The sequence below is a fragment of the Cryptosporangium sp. NPDC051539 genome (genome assembly GCF_044454545.1).
In the GTDB taxonomy this organism is placed as follows: Bacteria; Actinomycetota; Actinomycetes; order Mycobacteriales; family Cryptosporangiaceae; genus Cryptosporangium.
Window position 1 is genome coordinate 87,254 of record NZ_JBITDV010000007.1, and the last position, 24,762, is coordinate 112,015.

A 24,762-nucleotide genomic window follows, 5' to 3' on the forward strand; every position below is an offset into this window, starting at 1 on the left:
GACGGCGAGCAAGTGGGAACTAGGGTCGCACTATGGTGGGTGGCTCGGTGACACGTTCAGTGCTCGGCATCGTCCTGGCTGGTGGCGAGGGCAAACGGCTGATGCCGTTGACAGCGGACCGGGCCAAGCCCGCGGTTCCGTTCGGCGGCCCTTATCGGCTGATCGACTTCGTTCTCTCGAATCTGGCGAATGCGGAGATCCGCAAGATCTGTGTGCTGACCCAGTACAAGTCGCACTCGCTCGACCGGCACATCAGCACCACGTGGCGGATGAGCACGCTGCTCGGGAACTACGTGACTCCGGTCCCGGCCCAGCAGCGGCTCGGCCCGCGCTGGTACACCGGTTCGGCCGACGCGATCTTCCAGTCGCTGAACCTGGTGTACGACGAGGATCCGGAGTACATCGCGGTCTTCGGTGCCGATCACGTGTACCGCATGGACCCGGCGCAGATGATCGAGCAGCACGTGTTCTCCGGCGCGGGCGTGACGGTCGCCGGCATCCGGGTGCCTCGTCACGAGGCGACGGCGTTCGGCGTGATCAAGACGGCCGACGACGGCCGGACGATCGCCGAGTTCCTCGAGAAGCCGGTCGACCCGCCGGGCGTCCCGGACGACCCCAACGTCGCTTACGCGTCGATGGGTAACTACGTGTTCACCACGAAGACGCTGCTGGACGCGCTGCGGCTGGACGCGGAAGACCCGGCGTCCGCGCACGACATGGGCGGCAACATCATCCCGATGCTGGTCGGGAAGGGTGAGGCCGCGGTTTACGACTTCTCCGACAACGAGGTACCGGGCGCGACCGACCGCGACCGCGGCTACTGGCGTGACGTCGGGACGCTCGACTCGTACTACGAGGCCCACCGCGACCTGGCGTCCGTGCACCCGGTGTTCAACCTCTACAACCGGGCCTGGCCGATCCTGACGTCGATGCCGCAGCTGCCGCCGGCGAAGTTCGCGCTGACCGGGCGGGCGACCGAGTCGATCGTCTCGGCCGGCTGCATCGTCACCGGCGAGGTGCGCGACTCGGTGCTCTCACCGGGCGTGCTGGTGGGTGCCAAGGCCGAGGTCGCGGAGTCGGTGCTGCTCAACGGCGTGGTGATCGGTGAGGGCGCGATCGTGCGCAACACGATCCTCGACAAGAACGTCGTGGTGCCGCCCGGTGCCCGGATCGGCGTCGACGAAGAGCTGGACCGCCAGCACTACCGGGTGAGCGAAGGCGGCGTGGTCGTCCTCGGTAAGGGCCAGCCCGTCATCCTCTGATCGCCACCAGCAGACCGTCGTCGACCGGCAGGATCGCCGGGGTCAAATCGGGGCGGTCGCGGATCGTGCGCAGCAGCTCACGGGCGACCAGGGTGACCGGGTCGCGAGCCTGGGAGTCGGCGACCCGTCCGCCGAGCAGCACGCCACCGAAGGCGACCGCACCGCCCGGCCGCAGTAATCGCAGCGCCTCGACGAGGTAGTCCGGGTACTCCGTCACCGGGGCGTCGCTGATCAGCACCAGGTCGTAGTAGCCGTCGGCCAGCCGGGGCAGGACGTCCAGCGCCCGGCCGTTGATCAGCCGGGCCCGGCCGGCGGTCACCCCGGCCTCACGGAACGCCAGCCGGGCCGCACGCTGCAGCTCGGACTCCGAGTCGATGCTCGTGAGGACGCCGTCCGGCCGCATGCCGCGGAGCACCCAGAGTCCGCTGACGCCGGCACCGGTACCGACCTCGACGACGGCTTTCGCCTGCAAGGCGGCGGCGAGCATCCGTAACGCGGCGCCGCACTCGGCGGAGAGCGCCAGGCAGCCCAGCTCGTCGGCGCGGGCGCGGGCGGCGGTGAGCACCGCGTCCTCGGGAGCGACGTCCAAGGGGACTTTCGTGCTGGTTTTGCCGGTTCTTTCGGGAAATGAGGGCATGCCGGGCCGCGCTGAGGCATCCATCACAGTCCTCCCGTCCCAGCACTGCCTCGGACAGGGTAGGGGAACGCGCCCGGGCCGCGATCCGTTGGCAGGCAGGAAGCACCTGGCGCGGCGGATGTTCTCAGCCGCGCCTCAGCGAGGAGTGGGAGGGTCCGGGCACAATGGTGATCACACCAGTAGCGCCTATCGAGGAGGTCGCGGTGAGCACTCCCCGTGAGTCCTCCGAGGACCCCACTGATTTCCACGGTCCGGTCGAAGACCCGGCCGGGGTTCCGACCGAGGCCGGGTTCACCGAAGGCGTGGTGTGGGATCCGCCCGCGTGGGACGAGGTGGTCCGAGACCACTCGGCCCGGGTCTATCGCTTGGCCTACCGGCTCACCGGCAATCGCCCCGACGCCGAAGACCTCACGCAAGAGGTCTTCGTCCGGGTGTTCCGCGCGCTCGACCGGTACCGCCCCGGCACGTTCGAGGGCTGGCTCCACCGCATCACGACCAACCTCTTCCTCGACCTGGCGCGCCGCCGTGCGCGCATCCGCTTCGAGGCGCTGCCCGACGACGCCGAGCGCGTGCCCGGCCGCGAGCGCAGCCCCGAGCAGGTCTACGTCGACGAGAACCTCGACGACGACGTCCAGCGGGCGCTGGCCGCCCTGCCGCCCGACTTCCGGGCTCCGGTCGTGCTCTGCGACATCGAGGGTCTCTCGTACGAGGAGATCGCGGCGACGCTGGGCGTGAAGCTCGGCACCGTCCGCAGCCGGATCCACCGGGGCCGGAGCCAGTTGCGCGAGGCCCTGGCGCACCGTGCACCCAAGAACTCCCCGTACGGCGAGGCCGCGTCATGACGGGCCCGCGTCGAGATCCGCATCTCGGTGAGCTCGCGTCGGCGTTCGCCGACGACGCGCTCGACCCGACGGCCCGCGACAAGGTGCTGGTCCACCTGGCGCACTGCGCCGAGTGCCGCGCCGAGGTCGACGGACACCGCCAGGTGAAGGCCCGGCTGGCCAAGCTCGAGTCGCCGCCGTGCCCCAGTTCGCTGCTCGACCGGCTCCGGGCGCTGCCCGAGTGCACACCGACCGAGCGGTCCGTGCCCGAACTCACACCGCCGCCGGTCCGCCTGGAGGCCAGCTTTCGCTCGGTGGCACCGCCGGGGCGTACGCCGGTCGGCCGACGTCCGGTAACGGTCGCGGTCCCCGGGCGTCGCCGTCCGACCGGCCGCGGCCCGGCCGTCTCCCGGCCCGGAGGGCGTCGGCTGCGCCGCAAGGTCATGGCGACGGCGGTCGGCGGTGTGGCGGCGTTCGCGCTGAGCCTCGGCACGGTTGTCGTGCTCGGCGGCGACCAGCAGCCGAGCACGGTGAACCCGCCGATGCTGACGTACATCAAGGAGCACGGTGCGGCGACCGGGGGCGTGCCCGGTGGTGATCGCGAGGCCTCCGTCGTCGACGTCGCGGACAATCACGAGTGAAGCGGGTCGACCCTCGTGTCGGGCTGCTCCGCGCGGCCCGTCGCCTGGTGCTCGTGATGGGCGCCGGTGCGCTCGGCGCCGTGGTGTGTTCCACCGGCGTCTACCTGTTCGTCCCGGCCCCGGTCGAGACGACCGGTGCCGGTCAGTCCGGTGGCGGGACGACGCTCCGCAGCTCACCGGCCAGCGTCATGGGGACGTCGGAGCGGCGGGCGCTCGACCTGCTGCGGCGGGCCGGCCGGGCGCCCTCGGTGATCAACTACCAGGGCACCAAGCTCTTCAAGAGCTGGTCGCGCTGGGGACAGATCACCACGACCGCCTACGTCCGCAACGTGCCGGGCCAGGGCGTCACGGTCATCGCCCACGACGGGACGGGCCGCGGCGTCTCCGGTGAGCGCGGGTCGCAGCTGGTGAGCGCCGACATCCGGCCCGACTTCTCGGACCAGGCGCTGGCCACGCTGACCCAGGCCTACCAGCTGCGGGTCGCGGCAACCGAGCGGTTGCTCGGCCGTTCCGTGACCCGGATCGACGTCCTGCGCCTCTCCGGCACGGTGGTGGGCAAGATCTGGCTCGACGACTCGACCGGGCTGACCGTCCAGCGGGAGCTGCTCGACACGGCCGGTCGGGTGATCCGCCGGTCGGCGTTCACCGGGCTGAGCATCCTGGCGGACCCGGTGGTGTCGCAGCCCTCACCGTCCCCGTCACCGGCGGCCGACGATTCCGGCTGTGACGGCGGGCTCTCGGCCGACGAACTGGCCGGGCTCGCGGACCAGGGCTGGGACCTGCCGGGAACCCAGCTCGCCGGGCTCACCCGGATGTGCGCGCGGACGGTCGGGACCGGTGACGACAGATCGATCCAGCTGAGCTACTCCGACGGCCTGTTCACGCTCTCGCTCTTCGCTCAGCAGGGCAGGCTCGACTCCGCGATCCCGGCCGGTTTCCGCCGCCGCCAGGTCGGCACGACCGACGTCTACCTGCGGTGCGGCCTCTACCGCGAGCTCAGCTGGGCGCGGTCCGGGATGGTCTACACGATGGTCACCGACGTCCCGGACGCCACCGTGGTGTCGGTCGTCGACGCGGTTCCGACGGTTTCTCCGGACAACGGTGTTCTCGCCCGGATGAGCAAGGGAATCCGGAGAGTGGGATCCTGGGTCGATCCATTCCACTGACTCGCTCGTGTGGACTAGGCGAGGAACACTGGAGTTGAAGCACCCGGCGGCCGAGCCGGGGGCCCGAGGCGGAGGTACCCCCTTGACCGACGCGAGCCGGGCCGGCGGACAACCGGCCGAGCCGCCCGCAGCAGGGTCTGCGGCGCCGGGCAGCGGCTCGCCCTGGATCAACCCGGAGCCCGGGAACGGTCCGGCCCCCGGTAGCAGCGGGGGGTCCTGGGCGAACCCGCAACCGGAACCGGGTTATGCGCCGACGGGCGAGGTTTACGGGCCGCCCCGCACCAACGGGTATCCGTCCGGCAGCTACCAGACCGGCCCGGTGCCGGTCCCGGGTAGCGGAATGCCCCCCGGCGGTGGGATGCCGCCGGGTGGGGGGATGCCGCCCGGTGGGGGGATGCCGCCGGGTGGGGGGATGCCGCCCGGTGGGGGAATGCGTCCGGGCGGGGGGATGCCTCCCGGTAGTGGGGGGCCGCCTCCCGGGTCGCCGTTCTGGTCGCAGGCCGGGGCCAGGGACCCGTGGCGTGACCCGTCCGCCGCGCCTGCCTGGCTGGCGCCGACGCCATCGGGTACTCCGCCACCCGCCGGCCCGCGGATGTCCTCCGACGGTCCCGGCCGCCGCGGCGGCCTGGGCTCGATCCTGCTCATCTCGATCGTCGTCGCGGTGGTCGCGGGCCTGCTCGGCGGTGCACTCGGCTACGTCGTGGCGGCCCGGACCGCGGGTGACACGTTCTCGCTCGGCAAGAGTTCTGGCTCGACACCCGAGCTCGCGGAGCGTCCGCCGACCTCGCTGGCCGGCATCGCGAAGCTGGTGCAGCCGAGCGTCGTCACGGTCGTGATCCGTTCGGCCAGCGGCAACGGCAACGGCTCCGGGTTCGTCATCAACGACAAGGGCTACATCCTGACGAACAACCACGTGGCCGCTCCCGCCGCCGCGGGTGGCACGCTCCGGGTGGTGTTCAGCGACGGTTCGTCGGTCGCCGCGTCGATCGTCGGACGCGACGCGGGCTCGGACATCGCGGTGCTGAAGATCCAGAAGGCCGATCTCAAGCCGGTGAAGTTCGGCGACTCCGACAAGATCGCGATCGGTGACCCGACCGTGGCCTTCGGCTCGCCACTCGGGCTGGCCGACACCGTGACCAGCGGCATCGTCAGCGCGGTCGATCGTCCGGTGCGCACCGGCGCTGACAACGGGGCGGCCCAGGGCAACGAGGACGCGGCGTTCATGGCCGCGATCCAGACCGACGCGGCGATCAACCCCGGCAACTCGGGCGGGCCGCTCGTCGACGGCGCCGGCCGGGTCATCGGCGTCAACTCGGCGATCGCGGCGCTGCCGAGCCAGAACAGCACGAGCGGCAACATCGGCATCGGTTTCGCGATCCCGATCAACCAGGCGAAGCGCGTCGCCGAGCAGATCATCTCGTCCGGCTCGGCCCGGACGACCGTGATCGGCGCCGAGGTCGACCTGAACGACGAGAACTCGGCCGGTGCGCCGATGAGCACGGTCGTGGCCGGTGGACCCGCCGCCAAGGCCGGGCTCAAGCCCGGTGACGTCGTGACGCGGTTCGCCGACCGCCCGATCGAGGACGGAGTGGCGCTGATCGCGCTCGTCCGGAAGCAGAGTCCGGGCACCAAGGTCGGGGTGACCTACCGACGGGGTAGCCAGACGACGACGACAACTGTGACGCTGGGCCAGCGATAGCCGTACGTTCGGTTCGCACAGCAAACTGTGCCCTGGGGCGTCTGCCGGTCGTCAGGCGCACGGATTAGGCTGCGGGTGAGCGGCCAGGGACAGCTGTTTGACACGGCGGTGACCGCGGTGAGGAGCAGCAGTGTTCGAGAACCTCGGTTGGTCGGAAATCATCGTCCTGGCGTTGATCGGGTTGTTCGTTTTCGGGCCCGATCGGCTTCCCAAGGTCATCGGTGAGGCGGGTCGGATGCTGCGGACCCTGCGGCAGATGGCGCGCGGGGCGAGCGCCGAGCTGCGGGATGAGCTCGGCACCGACTTCGAGATCGAAGATCTGCATCCGAAGCGGTTCGTGCGCAAGCACCTGCTCAGCGAAGAAGACGAAGCGGCGTTGCGCAAGCCGCTGCGCGATGCGATGCGCGACTTCGAAGAGCTCCAGCACGTCGACGAGGTGACCGAGGCCTACCGCGACGAGCCGTCGTCCTCCAACGGAAAAGCCCCGGACACCACCAAGTCCCGCGCCGCCCGCTACGACGACGACGCCACCTGAGTGGGCGGCCCGCCCAGGGCGACGCTGACAGCCGCGCCACACGACTTGAGTACGAACGTGTACGCGGCGTCGAGTGGCGCGGATGTCAGCGTCGCCCTGGGCGGGCTCCAGGTCAGAACTTGAGTGGGTGGCCCCGCTCGGGACTGGGTGGCCCGCGCGGGTCAGCCGCGCACTGGGTGTGCTCTAGGTCAGAGCTTGAGTGGGTGGCCCGGACGGGTCGGCCTCGCGCTGGGCGGCGGGCCCAGGGCGGAGCTTGAGTGGGCGGGCCGCTGGGGCGGGGGTTAGCGGCGGGCTGGGGTTAGGCCCAGGCTCATTCCGGCTAGGCCTCGCTGGCGGACGGCCAGCTTGTCGGCTACCGCGCTCAGGGCCTTGGCGGCCGGAGCGTCCGGGGCCGCCAGCACCAGAGGGGTCCCGGAGTCGCCGCCCTCGCGGACCCGCGGGTCCAGCGGGATCTGCCCCAGCAGCGGCACCTGCGCGCCGAGCGTCTTCGACAGCGCCGCCGACACGGCCTCGCCGCCGCCGGACCCGAACACGTCCATCCGCTCGCCGTTCGGCAGCTCGAGCCAGGACATGTTCTCCACCACCCCGACCAGCCGCTGGTGCGTCTGGAGCGCGATCGAGCCGGCCCGCTCGGCCACCTCGGCCGCGGCCTGCTGCGGCGTCGTCACGACCAGGATCTCCGCGCCCGGCACCAGCTGAGCCACTGAGATCGCGATGTCGCCGGTACCCGGCGGCAGGTCCATCAGCAGCACGTCCAGGTCGCCCCAGAACACGTCGGCGAGGAACTGCTGCAGCGCACGGTGCAACATCGGCCCGCGCCACACGACCGCGGTGTTCCCGGGCGTGAACATGCCGATCGAGATCACCTTCACGCCGTGCGACTGCGGCGGCATGATCATCTGCTCGACCTGCGTCGGGCGGCCGTCCACGCCGAGCATGCGAGGAATCGAGAATCCGTAGATGTCCGCGTCGAGGACGCCGACCGAGAGCCCGCGGGCGGCCAGCGAGGCCGCGAGGTTCACGGTCACCGACGACTTGCCGACGCCGCCCTTGCCGGACGCGACCGCGTACACCCGGGTCAGCGAGTTCGGCTGGGCGAACGGGATGACCGGCTCGCCCTTGCCGCCCCGAAGCGTCGACTGCAGCTCCTTGCGCTGGGCGTCGCTCATCACGCCGAAGTTCACCCGCACTCCGGTGACGCCGTCGAGCCGGGCCACCGCCGCGGTCACGTCGTTCGTGAGCGTGTCGCGCATCGGGCAACCGGCGACCGTGAGCAGCACCGCGACTTCGACCACGCCGTCGGGGTGAACGGCCACCGATTCGACCATGCCGAGTTCGGTGATCGGCCGGCGGATCTCGGGGTCGTTGACCGCCGCGAGCGCCGTACGGATGTCGGCTTCCGCGGGCAGCGTTGAAGAGAGCGACATGACTCCCATGCTACGTGCGGGTAACGCCACATCTAGCGTGCGGGCATGGAGCCAAGCCTTGATCCCGCTCACTCCCGGGGCATCGTGCGCGACGCGGTCGGCGTCGGCCTCGCTACCGGGGCCTACGGCATCGCGTTCGGCGCGGCCGGGGTGGCGGCCGGGTTCAGCGTCCTGCAGACGTGTCTGAGCAGCCTGCTCGTGTTCACCGGTGCGAGCCAGTTCGCACTGGTCGGCGTCATCGGGGCCGGCGGTGGCGTGGCCGCGGCGGTGGGGTCGGCACTGCTGCTCGGCGCACGCAACGCGCTGTACGGCGTCCGGCTCTCGTCGTTGCTCGGGTGGACGGGCTGGCGTCGCGCGGTCGCGGCGCAGGGCGTGATCGACGAGTCCGCGGCGATGGCGCTCCCGCGCACGACGCCGGAGGCGTCGCGCCTGGCGTTCGTCTCCACCGCGCTGAGCGTGTTCCTGCTCTGGAACCTGGCGACGCTGATCGGAGCGGTCGGTGCGACCGCCGTCGGTGATCCCGCCGCGCTCGGTCTGGACGCCGCGGCGCCGGCCGGGTTCCTCGCGCTGCTCGCCCCGCGCCTGCGGGAAGGCGGCGGAGCCTGGCGGGTGGCCGCCGCCGGTGCGGTGATCGCACTGGTCGCGACGCCGTGGCTGCCGCCGGGCGTGCCGGTGCTGCTGGCCTCGTTCGGCGTCCTCGTGCTGGTCGGCCGGGCGCGATGATCTGGCTCGCGCTGGGCCTCGCCGCAGCGGGGTGCTACCTGTTCAAGTGGGTCGGGCTGTCGCTGCCGTCGCACTGGCTGGACGATCCACGGGTGCTGCGGGTGGCGATGATGCTGCCGGTCGCGCTGCTGGCGGCCCTGGTCGCGGTGCAGACGTTCGGCGACGGCCGCTCGCTCGTCCTGGACGCCCGGGCCGCCGGTATCGGCGTCGCCGCGATCGCCGTCCTGCTCCGGGCCCCGTTCCTGCTCGTCGTCGTCCTGGCCGCGGCGACCGCGGCAATCGTCCGGGCGGTCAGCGGCTGAGCCGTCCGGGCGGTCAGCGGGTGAGCTTGGCCCGGCGACCATCGGCGTCCCGGCGGTTCTCCGCGGGTGCCGATCGCCGATCGGCGCCGGAGGGGCGTCCCAGCTCGGTGTCCGGCCCGTCCTTCAGCTCGTCGACGATCCGTCCGAGCTCCGTCCGGAGGTACTCGCGGGTCGCGACCTCGTTCAGTGCCAGCCGCAACGCTGCCAGCTCCCGGGCCAGGTACTCGGTGTCGGCCTTCGACGCCAGCGCCCGCTGCCGGTCTTCCTCGAGCGAGATCCGGTCTCGGTCGGCCTGCCGGTTCTGGGCCAGCAGGATCAGCGGTGCCGCGTACGCGGACTGCGTCGAGAACGCGAGGTTGAGCAGGATGAACGGGTACGGATCCCAGCGCAGTTGCACGGCGAAGATGTTGATGAGCACCCAGATGATGACGATGCATGTCTGGATGATGATGAAATTGCCGGTTCCGAGGAACTGAGCGACCCGCTCCGACAGGCGTCCGAACGCGTCGGCGTCCATTCGTGGAAGTCGTCGACGATGCTCGCGAGGCTGATCCAGCCGGCTCCGAGACCGCGTGGCGTCCGACATGTGCCTCCTCCGCTTTCTCTAGCCGTCCCGGTCGCGCCAGTCCTCCGGCAGCAGGTGGTCGAGGACGTCGTCCACGGTCACGGCACCGAGCAGCCGGTCGTTCTCGTCCACCACCGGAACCGCGACCAGGTTGTAGGCCGCCAGGTAGTGCGCGACCTGGGCGAGCGTCGCGTCGGCGTCGAGCGGATCGAGGTTCGCGTCGACGACCGCACTCACCAGCGTGCCAGGCTCCTCGCGGAGCAGCCGCTGCAGGTGCGCGATACCGAGGAATCGCCCGGTCGGCGTCGCGGACGGCGGACGGCACACGTAGACCTGGGACGCCAGCGCCGGGGTCAGGTCGGGATCGCGCACCCGGGCCAGCGCGTGGGCGACCGTGGCGTCCGGCGGCATGATCACCGGCTCGGACGTCATCATGCCGCCCGCGGTGTCTTCGGTGTAGTCGAGCAACCGCCGCACCGGTGCGGCCTCGGACGGCTCCATCATCGCGAGCAGCCGTTCCTGCTCGGTTTCGGGCAGCTCGCCGAGCAGGTCGGCCGCGTCGTCCGGGTTCATCTCCTCCAGGACGTGCGCGGCGCGCTCGGCCTCCAGCGACTTCAGGATCTCGATCTGGTCGTCTTCGGGGAGCTCTTCCATGACGTCGGCCAGCCGGTCGTCGCCGAGCGCAGCCGCGACCTCGACCCGCCGCTTGTCCGACAGACCTTGCAGGACGTTGGCCAGGTCGGCCGCGCGGAGCTGGTCGAACACCGCCAGCAGGTTCGCGGCGCCCTGCCGGTCCTGGGTGCTGATCACGCCGTCGACCTCGCCCCAGTCGACCTGGCGCAGGTGCCCGCGACGCTTGCCCAGGACGCCCTGGAGCTGTTCGCGGGCGGCGACCTTGACCAGCTCCCACTCCCCGGTGCGGGAGCGCTCCATGGCCACGTCGACGACGACGGCCTTGACCGGCGACTGGGCGGCGAGCGTCACCTGCCGGTCGAGCATGTCGCCGAGCGCCATCAGCTCGCCGGTGCGCTGCTCGAAGCGGCGCAGGCTGATCGTGCCGGTGTTCAGCATCACGGCGTCCGGATCGAACGCGGTCACCCGGCCGAGCGGGACGAAGATCCGACGCCGGTGGACGATCTCGACCACCAGGCCGGTGACGCGCGGCGGGCGGGTGATCTCGGCCCGGGGGCGGACCACCGCGTCCCGAACCCGGCCCAGCTGGTCACCGCTCGGGTCGAAAACCGCGACGCCGGCCAGGCGAGCCAGGTAGATCCGCGTGCCGGTGGTCACTGAATTCTTTTCGACCGACCCCAGCGGACGACGTTCCGCTGAGGAAATATGTGAGGTTGAAAAGAGTTCACTGGCGCAGCTTACGCGCCCGTCGTGTCGCGTCGGCGGCGGTGGAATGTCCGCGGGACCGGCGTCGGGGTCACGGCCGAGGTCTCGCGGGGCGGGGCGGCACCGGAGCCGGTCGGCAGCGAGTCGCCGGCCTCCACCGGGTCGCCCACGGGTACGAGCCGGCTGATCCGTGCGTCCGTGGCCCAGCGCGACGGCGCCCCGACCGGGTCGGTCGCGTTGAGCCGTTTGGCCGCGAGCTGCGGTGCGACCTGGTCCCAGGCCTCGGTGCCGGGCCCGACCCGCTCGACCGTGGCCCGCCAGGTCAGGATCCGTCCGCCGTGCTCACCCCGGACGCTCACCCGGCAGGCGTCCGCCTCGGCCAGGCCCGGCACCGGCTGTTCGGGCCCGCCGTGCACGACGTAGGCGGCGTCGTCGATCCAGGTCAGCCACGCGGCGGTCGCCGGGCCGTCGCCGATCGCGAGCCAGCCGACGGCCGCCTTCTTCATCGCCTCGCCGACGAGTGGGTGCGCCATGGGTGGAAGTCTGACAGCCGTGAGTCGTGCCACCTGGGTGATGCTCGGAGTCGCGGTGGCCGCGGTGGCCACGTCGGGGCCGATGATCGCGGCGATCGTGGCGCCCCCGCTCGCGATCGCGTTCTGGCGTCTGGGACTGGCCGCGATCGTCCTGACGCCGATCACCACGGTCCGGCTCTGGCGTCAGAAGGACGAGCGTCCCGACCGCCGGACGCTCGGCGCCTGCCTCCTGGCCGGCGCACTGCTCGCCGGTCACTTCGGCTTCTGGATCCCGAGCGTGACGATGACCAGCGTCGCGACGTCGACCGCGCTGGTGTGCACGCAGCCGATCTGGGCCGCGATCATCGCCGCGATCGGCGGTCAGCGTTTCGTGCGGCGATTCTGGGTCGGTGTGCTGCTCGCGGTCGTCGGCGCGACGGCGATGACCGGCGCCGACGTCTCGGTGTCGGGGCGGGCGCTGGCCGGCGACGCGCTCGCGGTCATCGGTGCCGTGCTGATGGCCGCGTACGTGACCGTCGGCTCCCGGGTACGGGCCACGACCAGCACGACCACGTACACGACGTTCTGCTACGGGGTCTGCGCGCTGGTGCTGCTGGTCGTCTGCCTGGTGTCCGGCGCTGACCTCGGCGGATACCCGGCACACTCCTGGCTGCTGCTGGCCGCGCTGACGCTCGGCCCGCAGTTCCTCGGGCACTCGCTGATCAACCGGGTGCTGGCGTCGCTGTCGGCGACCACGGTCAGCGTCGCGATCCTGTTCGAGGTGCCGGGTGCGGCGCTGCTCGCCTGGATCTTCCTCGGCCAAGCCCCGCCCGCACTGGCCTGGCCCGGCATGGTCGTGCTGCTCGCGGGCCTGGCACTGGTCGTGTTCGCGGGCCGGAACGCCCAGCCCGGTCACGTCGAAATAGATGTTTGAGGTCACAGTCTGAACCGGTTCCGCACCCGCGAAGCGGGGCGTCGCCGTCGGTAAGTTACTGGTCAGTTGGCCCACCGTGAGGAGTGCACCCATGTCTGAGCCTCGAACCCTGCGGCCGCGCCGCTCCAGCCTGGCGGTGCCGGGCTCGAACCCGCGGTTCCTGGAGAAGGCCAAGGGCCTCCCCGCTGACCAGGTATTCCTCGACCTCGAGGACGCGTGCGCGCCGCTGGCGAAGCCGGAGGCGCGGAAGAACATCGTCGCGGCGCTGAACGAGGGTGGCTGGGGCGACAAGATCCGGGTCGTGCGGGTCAACGACCTCACCACGCACTGGACCTACCGGGACGTCGTCGAGGTCGTCGAGGGCGCCGGCCCCAACCTCGACTGCATCATGCTGCCGAAGGTCCAGAACGCCGCTCAGGTGCAGTGGCTGGACATGACGCTGACCCAGATCGAGAAGACGATGGGCTTCGAGGTCGGCCGGATCGGCATCGAGGCCCAGATCGAGAACGCGAAAGGCCTGATCGAGGTCGACGCGATCGCGCAGGCGTCGCCCCGGGTCGAGACGATCATCTTCGGGCCGGCCGACTTCATGGCCAGCATCAACATGAAGTCGCTGGTGGTGGGTGCGCTGCACCCGGATTACCCCGGCGACCCGTTCCACTACATCCTGATGAAGATCCTGATGGCCGCCCGGGCCTACGACAAGCAGGCCATCGACGGTCCGTTCCTGCAGGTGCGCGACGTGGACGCGTTCCGCGAGGTCGCGAAGCGGGCCGCGATGCTCGGGTTCGACGGCAAGTGGGTGCTGCATCCGGGGCAGATCGACGCGGCGAACGAGATCTTCGCGCCCAGCCAGGAAGATTACGACCACGCCGAGCTGATCCTCGACGCGTACGACTACGCCACGTCCGAAGCGGGCGGGAAGAAGGGCTCGGCGATGCTCGGCGACGAGATGATCGACGAGGCCAGCCGCAAGATGGCCCTGGTCGTGGCCGGTAAGGGGCGCGCGGCGGGGATGTCGCGGACGTCCGCGTTCACGCCGCCGGAGTGACTCGCGGGGGCCCGGCGGGAAGCCGGGCCCCGGTCACGGACTGGTCGACGCGGAAAAGAAGCCGACGACGATCACGACGATCACGACGGTGATGTACGCCATCGCGATACCGAATCCGATCCAGCCGACGACGATGCCCGCGGTCGCGAAGCCCTCGCCGTCTTCTCCGGTCTGCCGGATCTCCTTCTTGGCGGAGTGACCGAGCAGGGCGCCGACGATGCCGGTCAGGCCGCCGCACGAGACGATCGACACGATCGAGACGATCATCGCGGCGAGCGCCTTGCCGTTCTGCTTGCGCGGCGGCCGGTAGCCGTAGGCCGGGTACACCGGCGCCGGCGCGCCCCACGCCCCGGGCTGCTGCTGATACCCGGCGTTCGGGTGGTACGGGGCCGGCGTCGCCCCGTAGCCCGAGGTCGGATCCGGATAACCCGAGGTCGGCGCCGGGTAGCCGGATGTGGGGTCGGGGAACCCCGAGGTCGGCTTCGCCCACGGGTTGGACTCGTCCGGCGGCGGACTGTAGGTCATGGGCGGGTCCTGTTCCAGTGGCGGCGGGCTCGGTCCAGGGTATTCGCGGATGCACGTCCACCTCGGGCGGGGCGTCGCCGTCGGAATCACGTACGACACAATCACCGCATGAGTGAGCACGCCGCCCCGACGGTTAACCCCACCGACCGCCTCGACGGCAGGGTCGCGCTCGTCACCGGCGCGGGCAGCCCGGACGGCATCGGTTACGCGATCGCGCGCCGCCTGATCGCGCTCGGCGCCCAGGTGGGCATCGTGTCGACGACCCGCCGGATCCACGAGCGCGCCGCCGAACTCGGCGCCGCCGGGTTCGTGGTCGACCTCGTCGACCCGGCCGAGGTCGAAGCGTTCGCGGACGCCGTCCGCGACGCGCTCGGTGACGTGGAGGTGCTGGTGAACAACGCCGGCATGGCCAGCGTCGCGAGCCCCGAGGTGCTGCGGCCGGTGAGCCAGCTGAGCGACGACGACTGGCGTACCGAGATCGACCGCAACCTGACCAGCGCGTTCAACACCAGCCGGGCGTTCGTCGGCGGGATGACCGAGCGCGGCTGGGGCCGCATCGTGAACATCGCCTCGACGACCGGGCCGGTCAACGCGATGCCCGCCGAGGCGGGGTACGCGGCGGCCAAGGCCGGCATGGTCGGCCTGACCCGGGCGCTGGCGATGGAGGTGGTGGCCGACGGTGTGACCGTCAACGCGGTGGCGCCGGGCTGGATCCACACCGGGTCGTCGACGGTGAGCGAGTTGCACTACGGCCGGTTGACGCCGCTGGGTCGCCCCGGCTCGCCGGACGAGGTGGCGGCGACCGTCTCGTTCCTGACGACCCCGGCCGCCTCCTACGTCACCGGCCAGATGCTGGTGGTGGACGGCGGCAACTCCACCCTGGAGTCCAGGGGGTAGCGGGGGTAGCGGCCCGCCGAGAACGACGCTGACAGCCGCGCCACCCGACTTGAGTATGACCAATACGCGGCGTCGGGTGGCGCGGATGTCAGCGTCGCCCTCGGCGGGCTCCAGGTTTCAAGCAATAGCGTTCGGGCGTACGGCGGGGGGGCTGTTAGGGGCTTCACAGCGGGCTTGATCGGTTCGGTGGGCGATACTCGGCGGTAACAATCGGCTGGCGCGACCCGGTCGCCGGCTGTCCGCTGACGGAGGGAGCGCCCTGTGGCCCGTCTCGCGCAGACCCACGGGTTGACCGAAATCCAGACCGACATCCTCGCGACGGTCCGGACCTTCGTCGACAAAGAGATCATCCCGCACGCCCAGGCGCTCGAGCACGCGGACGAGTACCCGACCGAAATCGTCGACGGGATGAAGGAGATGGGTCTGTTCGGGCTCATGATCCCGGAGGAGTACGGCGGTCTCGGCGAGTCGCTGCTCACGTACGCACTGGTCGTCGAGGAGATCGCCCGGGGCTGGATGAGCGTCTCGGGCATCATCAACACCCACTTCATCGTCGCCTACCTGCTGCGCCAGCACGGCTCCGACGAGCAGAAGCAGCGGTTGCTCCCGAAGATGGCCACCGGCGACGTCCGCGGCGCGTTCTCGATGTCGGAGCCGGCGCTCGGCTCGGACGTCTCCGCCATCTCCACCCGCGCCAAGAAGGACGGCGACGACTACCTCATCACCGGCCAGAAGATGTGGCTGACCAACGGTGCGCAGTCGTCGGTCGTCGCCACGCTGGTCAAGACCGACCAGGGCGAGGAGTCGGTCTACCGGAACATGACGACGTTCCTGGTCGAGAAGGAGCCGGGCTTCGGCGAGACGGCGCCGGGCGTCACGATCCCGAAGAAGATCGAGAAGATGGGCTACAAGGGCGTCGAGACGACCGAGCTCATCTTCGACGACGCCCGCATTCCGGCGACGTCGATCCTCGGCGGTCCCGACAAGGCCGGCCGCGGCTTCTACCAGATGATGGACGGCATCGAGGTCGGCCGCGTGAACGTCGCGGCCAGGGCCTGTGGCATCGCGATCCGGGCGTTCGAACTGGGTGTCGCGTACGCCCAGCAGCGCCGGACGTTCGGCAAGGCGATCGTCGACCACCAGGCGATCGCGTTCAAGCTGGCCGAGATGGCGACGAAAATCGAGGCGGCGCACGCCCTGACCGTGAACGCCGCCCGGCTGAAGGACGCCGGCCTGCGCAACGACGTCGAGGCCGGCATGGCCAAACTGCTGGCCAGCGAGTACTGCGCCGAGGTCACGCAGGAGTCGTTCCGCATCCACGGTGGCTACGGCTACTCCAAGGAGTACGAGATCGAGCGGCTCATGCGCGAGGCGCCGTTCCTGCTCATCGGCGAGGGCACGTCCGAGATCCAGAAGACGATCATCAGCCGTGGCCTGCTCCGTGAGTACGGGATCAAGGGCTGAAGCAGAGGCCCGGGCGTGGGGATGCCGCGCCCGGGCCGCCGGTGCACCCCGCCCGCCTGCGCAGACCCGGACCCCGTACGCGGGCCGGGCGCGGTGCACTGCCCCCGCGCCCGGCGAGCGCACCGCCGCAGAACAGCGCGCCGCCGGATCACGGGGTCTTACGGTGTCCGGACCGGTCCCCAGGCCGGGCCCGGACGTCTGTGGGCTACAGCAGCGTGAGCTGCTGTGCCGCCGGCGCGGCCTCCTCGATCGCGCGTGCGTTCCCGGGCGTGCGGTTCCCGATCCCGTACGAGTCGGCGAGCTTCCGCACCCGCGCGGTGAGCTCCTTCGTGTACTCGGCCGGCGCATAGGCCGACTCGCGATACAACCGGTGGTACTTGGGCACGAGATCGGGCCGGGCCCCGCGGAGCCATCCGTAGAACCACTCCCGGGCCCCCGGACGCAGGTGCAGCGTCAGCGGCGTGACCGCGACGGCCCCGGCTTCGGCGATCGCCGCCACTCCTGCCTCGAGGTGCTCGTCGGTGTCGGTGAGAAAAGGCAGCACCGGTGCCATCAGGACGCCGCACTCGATGCCGGCGTCGGTCATCGCCCGGCAGACGCCGAGCCGCGCTCGTGGGTTCGGGGTACCCGGCTCGACCTGACGCCAGAGCGCCGCGTCGACGAACCCCACCGAGACGTTCACCCGCACGTCGGTGACGCGGGCCGACTCGGTCAGCAGGTCGAGGTCGCGCAGCACGAGCGTGCCCTTAGTCAGGATCGAGAAAGGGTTCGCGTGGTCGCGGAGCGCGGTGAGCACCTCGCGCATCAGCCCGTAGCGCCCCTCGGCCCGCTGGTAGGGATCGGTGTTCGTACCCATCGCGATGTGCTCGCCCGCCCACGACCGCGCGGCCAGTTCGCGACGCAGCAGCTCACCGGCGTTGACCTTGACGACGATGCGCGAATCGAAGTCGTGGCCCGAATCCATGTCCAGATAAGTATGGGTATTTCTGGCGAAACAATAGGTGCACGCGTGCGTACAACCGCGGTAAGGATTCACCGTCCAGCGGAACGGCACCGGCGACGAGCCCGGCACCCGGTTGAGAATCGACTTCGCCCGGATCTCGTAGAAGGTCACCCCGCGGAACTCGGGAGTGTCGAACGTGCGGACCCGGACGCCGGCGCCTTCGAGCGGCAGCGGGAGCGGGCTCGAAGCCGGTTCCCCATCGCTCGGCAGCAACCGCATGTGGTCCCAGCGCATCGCCTCTCCCGTTCTGATCGTCGCCCCGTTGGAGACCACCGTATTCGAACATGCGTTCGAGCGCCAGCAGCATACGGCTGTGTCGGAAGTCTGTTTTGTCAGCCGACTTTGGAGGCCCGTCATGACCGCTCCGTCTCCCTCCGTCGACCTTCCGCCGTTTCCGCCGAACGGTGATCTGCCCGCCTCTCTGCGCTGGCAGGCGGCGGCTTGCGGCGACCGCTCGCCGCTCTACCGCGCGCTGCTCGAACACGCGGCGGTGGACGTCGAGGAAGGTGGCCCGGTCGCGGCGCTGCTGGCCCCGTACGCCGACCGGCTGACCGCGTCACCCGGCCTGCGTCTGCTCGGCGCGGTCCACCGTCTGGTGCTCGACGGTGCGCTGCCCGAGCTCGCGCCGCTCTACCCGAGCGTCGGCGGTGCCGGGGCGCCGGAGCAGACCTGGCCGGTCGTCCGGAGCGTGCTGGCCGAGCGGACCGGCGAGATCGCGACCGCGATGGAGGCCTCGGTCCAGACGAACGAGACCGGTCGCGCGGCGGTCCTCTACGCCGGTCTGCTGACGCTGGCCCACCGGACCGGTCTGCCGATCCGGCTGCTCGAGATCGGCGCGTCCGCCGGTTTGAACCTGCGGGCCGATCGCTACGGCTACCGGACGTCCACCGGCGTCTTCGGTGACCCGGACAGTCCGGTGGTGCTCGACCAGCCGTGGGAGGGCGAGCCACCGGTGCCGCTGGGCGCCCGGGTGCGGGTCGTGGAGCGGCGGGGTTGTGATCCGGCTCCGCTCGATCCGGCGTCGCCCGCCGACCGGCGTCACCTGGAGTCGCTCGTCTGGGCCGATCAGGTCGATCGGCTGGCCCGGTTGCGGTCGGCGTTCGTGGTCGCCGAGCGTGTTCCCGCGCCGGTCGAGCGCGTCTCCGACACGGCCGCCTGGCTCGCCGACCGCCTCTCCGAGACGTCGAGCGGAACGCTGACCGTCGTGTGGCACTCGGTCGTCAAGGGCTATGTCGATCCAGACGCCTGGGAAGCGATCGGTTCGTTGCTGGCGGACGTGGGGGAGCACGCCGGCGGTGACGCCCCGCTGGCGCGTCTGGGCTTCGAGCCGGAGACGGACGAGCACGGACGCCCCCGGTTCGCCGCCTGGCTGACGCTCTGGCCCCACGGAGAACGCCGCCTCCTGGGCACCGCTGACGCCCACGGTCTTCCGTTCCGGTGGAGCCGGTCCGCCTGAGACCCGAGCCGTCCGGATCACGAGCCCGCGGCGCCGGACCGGACTCGATGGTCGGGCCGGTCGGGCCGCGGGATACTGGAGGTGTGGCGACTTTCGTGTACGACGGCGACTGTGCGTTCTGCTCGACGTGTGCGCGGTTCATCGAGCGGCGCATCCCGACGTCGGCGGACGTCGTCGCCTGGCAGCGGACGGATCTGGACGCGCTCGGCCTGACCGTCGAGGACGCCGAGACCGCGGTGCAGTGGGTGGCTCCGGACCGGCGGGCCGCCGGTCCGGACGCGATCGCGGCGCTGCTGATCGACGCGGGCTCGTTCTGGCGTCCGCTGGGGTGGGGCCTGCGTGCCGTCCGCCCGGCGGCCTGGCCCGTCTACCGCTGGATCGCCCGCAACCGCGACAAGCTCCCCGGCGGCACCGCTACGTGTGCTCTTCCGCAGGCCGAACGCGATCTCTTGCCCTGATCCGCTGGAGCGGATTCCCGATCCGCTCCAGCGGCAGCAGGGCCGCGAGCGCGACCAGGTGGGGCCAGAACGCGATCGTCAGGCCGGCGTAGACCATCGCGTGGAAGCCGAACAGGAACAGCACCCCGTACGTGAGCCAGCGCCCGCGCAGGAACAGCAGCACCGGGCTGCCCAGCTCGAACACGATCGTGCCGATCTGGGCGAGCACGAGCAGGTACGGCACGTGCACGGTCCAGTCCGAGAAGATCGTCCCGCGGCGCAGTACGGCCTTGGTGTACGTCGCCCCGGTGAGCCAGTCGATGCCGCCGAACCGGAACTTCGCCCACGACGCGAGGAAGTACGTGCAGACGACCGCGATCGCGGTGGCCTTGATCGCCCAGCCCGCCCGCTCCGAGGGCGTCCGGTCGCCCCGGCGCGCCGGCCCGACCGTCGGCAGCACCGCCAGCAGCACGAGGTACGAGACCCGGTCGTGGTCGACCTTGCCGTACGACATCGCGACGAGCATCCAGGCCAGGTACAGCACCGCGACGAGCGTCCCGAGCACGCGGGGGGCACGGCCGGTGGCGGCGGCCAGCGCGCAGGCCACCAGCGCCACGCACAGCCCGACGACGAGCGCGTGGGTAGGCGTGGGCAGTTCCAGCAACCGCGCGACCCGCAGCGGCTGGTACAGCGCCGGGGGAACGTCCCGGTGGGCCAGTGCCCACGGCGTGATCAGGAAAACGTCCACCGGAACGAAGAGATAGGCCACGGTCCGCAGGACCGCGATCCGGCCGAGGGCGACGGGGGAGAAGAACCAGGCGGTCACGCGACCTCCCGGCGGACGGTGGTGGTGTCCGCCCACTCCCCGGTCGGACGCCCGTCCCGCAGCTGGATCAGCCGCACGACGATGTCCACCTCGGTCAGGCGTGGCCGGTCCGGGTGGCGGGTGTGATAGGCGGTCGCGACCGCGTCGAGCAACGCCGGGTCGTCCTTGATCCGCTCCTGCTGGCCCTCGATCTCGGCCCGGCGCAGGCCCGTGTCGGAGTCGGTCAGCACGATCCGCTTGCCGTCGACGGTCACGGCCTCCACCCGGAGCGACTTCACCGGAGCGTCCAGGCGGTCGGTGGTCGAGTACATCCGGAACGGCGCGAACGGGAAATCGTCGTCCTGTCCGAACAGCGTGCCGAGGACCAGCAGGAGCAGTCCGAGTAGTGCCGCACCGATTCGAATCCGGCGCCCGGCCGGTCTCAGCGTCTCCGTGTGCTCCACGGAGGGCAGTGTGACACTCCTCGCTGCAGGCCCCCGGTGGCCCCGGCAGAATCCGTGGCTACCAGCGAGTAGCAGAGGAGCATTCGCATGCAGTTCGGGCGGTACTACGAGGAGTTCGAGGTCGGCGCGGTCTACAAGCACTGGCCGGGCAAGACCGTGACCGAGTACGACGACCACCTGTTCTGCCTGATCACGATGAACCATCACCCGCTGCACCTCGACGCGAACTACGCCGAGGAGACGACCGACTTCAAGCGCAACGTCGTCGTGGGCAACTACGTCTACTCGCTGCTGCTCGGAATGTCGGTGGCCGACGTCTCCGGCAAGGCGATCGCGAACCTCGAGGTCGAGTCGCTCCGGCACATCGCGCCGACGTTCCACGGCGACACGATCTACGGCGAGACCGTGGTGCTCGACAAGACCCCCTCGAAGTCGAAGGACGACCGGGGCGTGGTCCACGTCGAGACGAAGGGCTACAAGCAAGACGGCACCGTGGTGTGCGTCTTCCGTCGCAAGGTGATGGTTCCGAAGCGTTCCTACGGCGACGCCCGCGGCGGCGAGCAGCCCGGAAGGCCGACACCCCGGGCGGCCCGCTGAGGACGACGCCGGCGTGCGAGCGCGCCTCCCGGCCCTCAGCGGGCTCCATCGCCGTTGAATACTGACGCGGTGGATGACGAGGAGCCCGAGCTCGCCGTCGGGGTGGGGCCGTGGGACGGCCCGTGGCCGGACGACCCGAAGTACGACGCCGAGCTGCTGGCCGCCGGTGACCGGCGGAACGTCGTCGATCGCTACCGGTACTGGCGGCGCGACGCGATCGTCGCCGATCTCGACCGCGTCCGGCATCCGTTCCACGTCGCCATCGAGAACTGGCAGCACGACTTCAACATCGGGACCGTCGTGCGGACCGCCAACGCGTTCCTGGCGCGCGAGGTGCACATCGTCGGGCGCCGGCGGTGGAACCGCCGCGGTGCGATGGTGACCGACCGTTATCAACATATCCGTCACCATGTCGACGTCGATGAGCTGCTCGCCTGGGCGTCCGGCGACCAGCTTCCGGTGATCGGTATCGACAACCTGCCCGGCGCGGTGCCGCTGGAGACCGTGGAACTGCCGCGGGCCTGCGTCCTGCTGTTCGGGCAGGAGGGCCCGGGACTGTCGGACAGTGCCAGGGCCGGCCTCGACCTGGTGTGCTCGATCGCGCAGTTCGGGTCCACCCGCTCGATCAACGCCGGGGTGGCGTCCGGCATCGCGATGCACGCCTGGATCCGGCGGTACGCCACGCCTGGTGAGGAAGACCCGACAGACTTGCACTAAATGTCCAACCGTGTCAGGTCTTGACGGGACGCGGTCCCAAGGCGGACCGTTGCGCTGTGTCAACACCGCCCTGCTGTCCACGCTGTGCGCTCGGGGTCCGCGGCCCCGACCTGATGCACAGTGACTGGCGCTGCGCCGTGCACGGCTCCGTCCCGCCGCTGCACGTCGCCCGCCAGTTGGGCATGGACGTCCTGGACGCGGTCCGGGTGGACGCCGGCGTGCCGGTCTGGCTGCCGTGGCCGATGCTGCCCGACTGGACGATCACCGGGCTCGCCTGGGCCGGCGACGACCGGCGTCCGATCGTGGCCACCGCGGTGGCGTGCACCGGCCCGGCGCCTCTCGGCGGCGTGGCCGACGTCGTGCTGGTCGCCGAGGAGCCGGGAGTCGGACTGGGGGCACGGTTCGCGGGCCTGTCCGGACTGGACCCGGGTGAGGTGCTCTGCGACGGACTGCTGAACACCAACGCGCACGCCAAAGTGGTCGCCGCCGGCCACCCGACGCCACTGTGGTCGATCGAAGCGGAGGGCGACCGCTGCGCGTACGTCGGCGAGGCGCGAGGCATGTGGTTGTGGGCCGTCGCGTGGCCCGCGGAGGCCGGCTATGTGTTGGCAGAACACTTTGTGTTGCTAGATGGTCGCGATGGGCTACCAGGACCGTTGCCCTTCGGGGCGCTGTCGCCGTACCTTCAATGGGGGCCGCCCGAGGAAGGAGTCAGCTGACGCGCCGACACGGCCTGCGCATGTTCGCTCCTGCTTGCTCGCGATGGTAAAACGACGTTCGTCGTCGAGCGGGAGGTAGGGCGGCAGTGAAGAAGGCCCTTGGTTGGATCGCGGTCGCCTTTCTCATCTTCTACATCGTGACCCAGCCGGGAGACGCCGCGAATTTACTGCGGTCGCTCGGCGATGGCTTGCGTGACATCGCCACCGGTTTCGGGACGTTCGTGTCTAACGTGTTCTAGTAGCGACTTCCGTCCCCCCGTGGAGGTGTGCGATGCCCGAAGACGAGACGAGTCCTGGGCCGAGCCCGGAACGCGATCTCGGTCGTCGGACGTGGAGCGAGCCTCCGCCTGCCCGGATGGGAATCACCCCGGTACCGACCGATGAGGATCCGCCGTCCTCGGCCCCTCCGCCACCACCACCGCCCGGCGGCAGTGGCGGAGGAGGAGGCAGTGGCTTCGGCGACGACGACTACGACATCGGCCGCCCGCCGCCTCCGCCGCCACCCCCGGGCAGCGCGCCCGGGCCGCCGCCTCCGCCCCAGCCGTTCCGGCAGGTTCTGGAGCCGTCGCGCCACGTCGCGCAGTACCTGTTCGACAGCGAGCGCTACTGCGGCGAATGGCGACGCCACTGGATCCACGTCATCCGCTGGCTCGTCGCGCTGGCCGTGGGCACGCTGCTGCTGGGGTACCTCGTCGGGGCGATGCAGAACGTCCCGTACGTCATCGGCACGGTGACGCTGCTGTGGGTGGTACTGCTGATCGCCGCCGCCTACCGCATCGGCGACTGGTACTTCGACAAGTTCGTACTCACCGACAAGCGGGTCATGCTCATCGAGGGCATCGTCACCCGCCGGGTCGCGATGATGCCGCTGGCCCGGGTCACCGACATGGCGTACCAGCAGAGCCCGCTCGGCCGGGTACTCAACTACGGCACGTTCGTGCTCGAGTCCGCCGGCCAGGAGCAGGCGCTCCGCGAGATCGCCCCGCTGCCGTACCCGAACGAGCTCTACCTGCTGTTCTGCCAGGTCATGTACGACCCCGAGGAGATGCTGGCGGTCGGCGACGAGGGCGACTGACGGTGTTGGGCGCGGCGTGGTTAGGGTGAGGTGAGGGCACATCCGTGCCCGAAGTCACCCGTCTGTCCCCAGTTCGCGAGGCCCGCCGTCCATGCGTATCGATCTGCACACGCATTCGACGGCGAGTGACGGGACGGTCCGGCCGGAGCAACTCGTCCTGGACGCGGTCGTCGCGGGCCTCGACGTCATCGGGCTGACCGACCACGACACGACGGCAGGGTGGCGCCCCGCGATCGAGGCGCTGCCACCCGGCCTGACGCTGGTTCCCGGCGCCGAGCTCTCGTGTTTCTGGACGCCCGAGAGTGGCTGGCCGATCAGCCTGCACCTGCTCGCCTACCTCTTCGACCCGGCCGAACCGGCGTTCGCGGCGGAGCGGGCGATGGTGCGCGCGTCCCGGCTGAGCAGGGCCGAGGAGATGGTCGGGATGCTGGTCGCCGACGGAGCCCCGATCACCTGGCCGGGTGTGCTGGCGATCGCCGACGGTGCGCCGGTCGGGCGTCCGCACATCGCGCAGGCGCTGGTCGCCGCGGGCGTGGTCCGCGACGTTCCGGACGCGTTCCGCTCGGAGTGGCTCGGGGCCAGGTACCACGTCCCGAAGCGCGACATCGAGGTGCTGGAGGCGCTGCGACTGGTGAGCGGCGCCGGCGGCGTCACCGTGCTCGCGCATCCCAAGGCGTCCAAGCGCGGGCGGGTGATCGACGACGACGTGTTCACCGAGCTCGCCGGCGCCGGGTTGATCGGCGTCGAGGTCGACCATCCCGATCACGACGCGTACGAGCGGGCTTCGCTGGCAGTCCTGGCCGCGGACCTGGGGCTGCTGCCGCTCGGGTCGAGCGATTTCCACGGGACGAACAAGACCGTCCGGCTGGGTGAGCACACCACTCGCCCGGAGGTCTACGAGGAACTGGTCTCCCGGGCCACCGGCGCGTCGCCGGTCAGTTCTCCCGATCAGTGGCCGCTGCGCCTGCGCCACCACTGACTCGGCCCCAC

The 24,762-nt window shown here is 70.8% G+C and carries 29 protein-coding genes; 20 read left to right on the forward strand and 9 right to left on the reverse strand.

Going from position 1 to position 24,762, the window contains the following annotated elements:
* The first annotated feature begins 47 nt into the window (after positions 1-47).
* Complete coding sequence (gene glgC / locus ACIBZJ_RS22315; protein WP_395932484.1) at positions 48-1,262, forward strand: glucose-1-phosphate adenylyltransferase; 1,215 nt, start codon at positions 48-50, stop codon at positions 1,260-1,262.
* Here glgC and ACIBZJ_RS22320 read toward each other — a convergent pair.
* Positions 1,252-1,899 (reverse strand): O-methyltransferase, encoded by a 648-nt coding sequence (locus ACIBZJ_RS22320; RefSeq protein WP_395933222.1) that lies wholly within the window; start codon positions 1,897-1,899, stop codon positions 1,252-1,254. The two genes, glgC and ACIBZJ_RS22320, sit on opposite strands and share 11 nt — an antisense overlap.
* A 203-nt stretch (positions 1,900-2,102) precedes the next feature.
* Here ACIBZJ_RS22320 and sigE point away from each other — a divergent pair, with 203 nt between their 5' ends.
* The 5 genes from sigE to ACIBZJ_RS22345 all read left to right on the forward strand — a co-directional run bounded on the left by sigE (position 2,103) and on the right by ACIBZJ_RS22345 (position 6,761).
* The gene (gene sigE, locus ACIBZJ_RS22325; RefSeq protein ID WP_395932486.1) at positions 2,103-2,741 is read left to right on the forward strand and encodes an RNA polymerase sigma factor SigE; all 639 of its coding nucleotides are present in this window, start codon (positions 2,103-2,105) and stop codon (positions 2,739-2,741) included.
* Positions 2,738-3,361, forward strand: a complete 624-nt coding sequence (locus ACIBZJ_RS22330; protein ID WP_395932488.1) for an anti-sigma factor family protein — start codon at positions 2,738-2,740, stop codon at positions 3,359-3,361. The genes sigE and ACIBZJ_RS22330 overlap by 4 nt, the downstream gene beginning before the upstream one ends.
* Positions 3,358-4,527, forward strand: a complete 1,170-nt coding sequence (locus ACIBZJ_RS22335; protein WP_395932490.1) for a sigma-E factor regulatory protein RseB domain-containing protein — start codon at positions 3,358-3,360, stop codon at positions 4,525-4,527. Before ACIBZJ_RS22330 ends, ACIBZJ_RS22335 begins: the two co-directional genes overlap by 4 nt.
* A gap of 592 nt (positions 4,528-5,119) precedes the next feature.
* Positions 5,120-6,226 (forward strand): S1C family serine protease, encoded by a 1,107-nt coding sequence (locus ACIBZJ_RS22340; RefSeq protein ID WP_395932492.1) that lies wholly within the window; start codon positions 5,120-5,122, stop codon positions 6,224-6,226.
* 130 nt (positions 6,227-6,356) lie between these two features.
* Positions 6,357-6,761, forward strand: coding sequence for a sec-independent translocase (locus ACIBZJ_RS22345; RefSeq protein ID WP_395932494.1), 405 nt, complete (start codon positions 6,357-6,359; stop codon positions 6,759-6,761).
* Between the two features lie 281 nt (positions 6,762-7,042).
* Here ACIBZJ_RS22345 and ACIBZJ_RS22350 read toward each other — a convergent pair whose 3' ends face one another.
* Positions 7,043-8,188: an Mrp/NBP35 family ATP-binding protein gene (locus ACIBZJ_RS22350; protein WP_395932496.1), complete on the reverse strand. Its 1,146-nt coding sequence runs from the start codon at positions 8,186-8,188 to the stop codon at positions 7,043-7,045.
* Positions 8,189-8,233: 45 nt separating this feature from the next.
* On the opposite strand from ACIBZJ_RS22350, the gene ACIBZJ_RS22355 reads away from it, so the two are divergent.
* Complete coding sequence (locus ACIBZJ_RS22355) at positions 8,234-8,911, forward strand: AzlC family ABC transporter permease (protein ID WP_395932498.1); 678 nt, start codon at positions 8,234-8,236, stop codon at positions 8,909-8,911.
* Positions 8,908-9,213, forward strand: coding sequence for an AzlD domain-containing protein (locus tag ACIBZJ_RS22360; RefSeq protein ID WP_395932500.1), 306 nt, complete (start codon positions 8,908-8,910; stop codon positions 9,211-9,213). The genes ACIBZJ_RS22355 and ACIBZJ_RS22360 overlap by 4 nt, the downstream gene beginning before the upstream one ends.
* Positions 9,214-9,226: 13 nt before the next feature.
* Here ACIBZJ_RS22360 and ACIBZJ_RS22365 read toward each other — a convergent pair whose 3' ends face one another.
* The 3 genes from ACIBZJ_RS22365 to ACIBZJ_RS22375 form a co-directional block, all read right to left on the reverse strand.
* Positions 9,227-9,799, reverse strand: a complete 573-nt coding sequence (locus tag ACIBZJ_RS22365) for a DUF1003 domain-containing protein (RefSeq protein ID WP_395932502.1) — start codon at positions 9,797-9,799, stop codon at positions 9,227-9,229.
* An 18-nt stretch (positions 9,800-9,817) separates the two neighbouring features.
* Positions 9,818-11,068 (reverse strand): magnesium transporter MgtE N-terminal domain-containing protein, encoded by a 1,251-nt coding sequence (locus ACIBZJ_RS22370; RefSeq protein WP_395932504.1) that lies wholly within the window; start codon positions 11,066-11,068, stop codon positions 9,818-9,820.
* 80 nt (positions 11,069-11,148) lie between these two features.
* A complete protein-coding gene (locus ACIBZJ_RS22375) occupies positions 11,149-11,649 on the reverse strand; it encodes a hypothetical protein (protein WP_395932506.1) in 501 nt (166 codons plus the stop codon).
* 19 nt (positions 11,650-11,668) lie between these two features.
* On the opposite strand from ACIBZJ_RS22375, the gene ACIBZJ_RS22380 reads away from it, so the two are divergent.
* Positions 11,669-12,562 carry a DMT family transporter gene (locus ACIBZJ_RS22380; protein WP_395932508.1) on the forward strand — a complete coding sequence of 298 codons (894 nt, stop codon included), beginning with the start codon at positions 11,669-11,671 and terminating at the stop codon, positions 12,560-12,562.
* Positions 12,563-12,653: 91 nt separating this feature from the next.
* On the forward strand, positions 12,654-13,613 hold the full coding sequence (locus tag ACIBZJ_RS22385; protein WP_395932510.1) for an HpcH/HpaI aldolase/citrate lyase family protein: 960 nt from the start codon (positions 12,654-12,656) through the stop codon (positions 13,611-13,613).
* Between the two features lie 33 nt (positions 13,614-13,646).
* On the opposite strand, the gene ACIBZJ_RS22390 is transcribed toward ACIBZJ_RS22385, so the two are convergent.
* Positions 13,647-14,138 (reverse strand): DUF4190 domain-containing protein, encoded by a 492-nt coding sequence (locus tag ACIBZJ_RS22390; protein WP_395932512.1) that lies wholly within the window; start codon positions 14,136-14,138, stop codon positions 13,647-13,649.
* 108 nt (positions 14,139-14,246) lie between these two features.
* On the opposite strand from ACIBZJ_RS22390, the gene ACIBZJ_RS22395 reads away from it, so the two are divergent.
* Together ACIBZJ_RS22395 and ACIBZJ_RS22400 are read left to right on the forward strand one after the other, a co-directional pair.
* On the forward strand, positions 14,247-15,035 hold the full coding sequence (locus ACIBZJ_RS22395) for an SDR family NAD(P)-dependent oxidoreductase (protein ID WP_395932514.1): 789 nt from the start codon (positions 14,247-14,249) through the stop codon (positions 15,033-15,035).
* Positions 15,036-15,296: 261 nt separating this feature from the next.
* Positions 15,297-16,499 (forward strand): acyl-CoA dehydrogenase family protein, encoded by a 1,203-nt coding sequence (locus ACIBZJ_RS22400; RefSeq protein ID WP_395932516.1) that lies wholly within the window; start codon positions 15,297-15,299, stop codon positions 16,497-16,499.
* 205 nt (positions 16,500-16,704) lie between these two features.
* Here ACIBZJ_RS22400 and ACIBZJ_RS22405 read toward each other — a convergent pair whose 3' ends face one another.
* Positions 16,705-17,736 (reverse strand): Rv2578c family radical SAM protein, encoded by a 1,032-nt coding sequence (locus tag ACIBZJ_RS22405; RefSeq protein ID WP_395932518.1) that lies wholly within the window; start codon positions 17,734-17,736, stop codon positions 16,705-16,707.
* A 121-nt stretch (positions 17,737-17,857) separates the two neighbouring features.
* Between ACIBZJ_RS22405 and ACIBZJ_RS22410 the strand changes: the two genes are divergently transcribed.
* Together ACIBZJ_RS22410 and ACIBZJ_RS22415 are read left to right on the forward strand one after the other, a co-directional pair.
* Positions 17,858-18,958: a DUF2332 domain-containing protein gene (locus tag ACIBZJ_RS22410; RefSeq protein ID WP_395932520.1), complete on the forward strand. Its 1,101-nt coding sequence runs from the start codon at positions 17,858-17,860 to the stop codon at positions 18,956-18,958.
* A 47-nt stretch (positions 18,959-19,005) separates the two neighbouring features.
* Positions 19,006-19,416: a thiol-disulfide oxidoreductase DCC family protein gene (locus ACIBZJ_RS22415; RefSeq protein WP_395932522.1), complete on the forward strand. Its 411-nt coding sequence runs from the start codon at positions 19,006-19,008 to the stop codon at positions 19,414-19,416.
* Here ACIBZJ_RS22415 and ACIBZJ_RS22420 read toward each other — a convergent pair.
* Positions 19,373-20,221 carry an MFS transporter permease gene (locus ACIBZJ_RS22420; RefSeq protein WP_395932524.1) on the reverse strand — a complete coding sequence of 283 codons (849 nt, stop codon included), beginning with the start codon at positions 20,219-20,221 and terminating at the stop codon, positions 19,373-19,375. The genes ACIBZJ_RS22415 and ACIBZJ_RS22420 overlap by 44 nt on opposite strands.
* A complete protein-coding gene (locus ACIBZJ_RS22425) occupies positions 20,218-20,664 on the reverse strand; it encodes a hypothetical protein (RefSeq protein ID WP_395932526.1) in 447 nt (148 codons plus the stop codon). Before ACIBZJ_RS22425 ends, ACIBZJ_RS22420 begins: the two co-directional genes overlap by 4 nt.
* An 87-nt stretch (positions 20,665-20,751) precedes the next feature.
* On the opposite strand from ACIBZJ_RS22425, the gene ACIBZJ_RS22430 reads away from it, so the two are divergent.
* From ACIBZJ_RS22430 to ACIBZJ_RS22455, 6 genes are all read left to right on the forward strand, one after another.
* Positions 20,752-21,261, forward strand: a complete 510-nt coding sequence (locus ACIBZJ_RS22430) for a MaoC family dehydratase (protein ID WP_395932528.1) — start codon at positions 20,752-20,754, stop codon at positions 21,259-21,261.
* Positions 21,262-21,330: 69 nt separating this feature from the next.
* Complete coding sequence (locus ACIBZJ_RS22435; protein ID WP_395932530.1) at positions 21,331-21,978, forward strand: TrmH family RNA methyltransferase; 648 nt, start codon at positions 21,331-21,333, stop codon at positions 21,976-21,978.
* 56 nt (positions 21,979-22,034) lie between these two features.
* A complete protein-coding gene (locus ACIBZJ_RS22440; RefSeq protein WP_395932532.1) occupies positions 22,035-22,697 on the forward strand; it encodes a DUF6758 family protein in 663 nt (220 codons plus the stop codon).
* Between the two features lie 86 nt (positions 22,698-22,783).
* Positions 22,784-22,936 (forward strand): hypothetical protein, encoded by a 153-nt coding sequence (locus tag ACIBZJ_RS22445; protein ID WP_169745130.1) that lies wholly within the window; start codon positions 22,784-22,786, stop codon positions 22,934-22,936.
* A gap of 116 nt (positions 22,937-23,052) precedes the next feature.
* Positions 23,053-23,772, forward strand: a complete 720-nt coding sequence (locus ACIBZJ_RS22450) for a PH domain-containing protein (RefSeq protein WP_395932534.1) — start codon at positions 23,053-23,055, stop codon at positions 23,770-23,772.
* Between the two features lie 91 nt (positions 23,773-23,863).
* Complete coding sequence (locus tag ACIBZJ_RS22455; RefSeq protein ID WP_395932536.1) at positions 23,864-24,751, forward strand: PHP domain-containing protein; 888 nt, start codon at positions 23,864-23,866, stop codon at positions 24,749-24,751.
* Positions 24,752-24,762 lie beyond the last annotated feature (11 nt).

Coding starts and splice junctions, on each gene's coding strand:
- ACIBZJ_RS22340 (WP_395932492.1), top strand. CDS start 5,120: ATGTCCTCCGACGGTCCCGGCCGCCGCGGCGGCCTGGGCTCGATCCTG.
- ACIBZJ_RS22350 (WP_395932496.1), bottom strand. CDS start 8,188: ATGTCGCTCTCTTCAACGCTGCCCGCGGAAGCCGACATCCGTACGGCG.
- ACIBZJ_RS22405 (WP_395932518.1), bottom strand. CDS start 17,736: ATGCGCTGGGACCACATGCGGTTGCTGCCGAGCGATGGGGAACCGGCT.
- ACIBZJ_RS22385 (WP_395932510.1), top strand. CDS start 12,654: ATGTCTGAGCCTCGAACCCTGCGGCCGCGCCGCTCCAGCCTGGCGGTG.
- ACIBZJ_RS22450 (WP_395932534.1), top strand. CDS start 23,053: ATGGGAATCACCCCGGTACCGACCGATGAGGATCCGCCGTCCTCGGCC.
- ACIBZJ_RS22320 (WP_395933222.1), bottom strand. CDS start 1,899: ATGCCCTCATTTCCCGAAAGAACCGGCAAAACCAGCACGAAAGTCCCC.
- ACIBZJ_RS22395 (WP_395932514.1), top strand. CDS start 14,247: ATGAGTGAGCACGCCGCCCCGACGGTTAACCCCACCGACCGCCTCGAC.
- ACIBZJ_RS22410 (WP_395932520.1), top strand. CDS start 17,858: ATGACCGCTCCGTCTCCCTCCGTCGACCTTCCGCCGTTTCCGCCGAAC.
- ACIBZJ_RS22430 (WP_395932528.1), top strand. CDS start 20,752: ATGCAGTTCGGGCGGTACTACGAGGAGTTCGAGGTCGGCGCGGTCTAC.
- ACIBZJ_RS22375 (WP_395932506.1), bottom strand. CDS start 11,649: ATGGCGCACCCACTCGTCGGCGAGGCGATGAAGAAGGCGGCCGTCGGC.
- ACIBZJ_RS22330 (WP_395932488.1), top strand. CDS start 2,738: ATGACGGGCCCGCGTCGAGATCCGCATCTCGGTGAGCTCGCGTCGGCG.
- ACIBZJ_RS22455 (WP_395932536.1), top strand. CDS start 23,864: ATGCGTATCGATCTGCACACGCATTCGACGGCGAGTGACGGGACGGTC.
- ACIBZJ_RS22355 (WP_395932498.1), top strand. CDS start 8,234: ATGGAGCCAAGCCTTGATCCCGCTCACTCCCGGGGCATCGTGCGCGAC.
- ACIBZJ_RS22365 (WP_395932502.1), bottom strand. CDS start 9,799: ATGTCGGACGCCACGCGGTCTCGGAGCCGGCTGGATCAGCCTCGCGAG.
- ACIBZJ_RS22360 (WP_395932500.1), top strand. CDS start 8,908: ATGATCTGGCTCGCGCTGGGCCTCGCCGCAGCGGGGTGCTACCTGTTC.
- ACIBZJ_RS22390 (WP_395932512.1), bottom strand. CDS start 14,138: ATGACCTACAGTCCGCCGCCGGACGAGTCCAACCCGTGGGCGAAGCCG.
- ACIBZJ_RS22415 (WP_395932522.1), top strand. CDS start 19,006: ATGGTCGGGCCGGTCGGGCCGCGGGATACTGGAGGTGTGGCGACTTTC.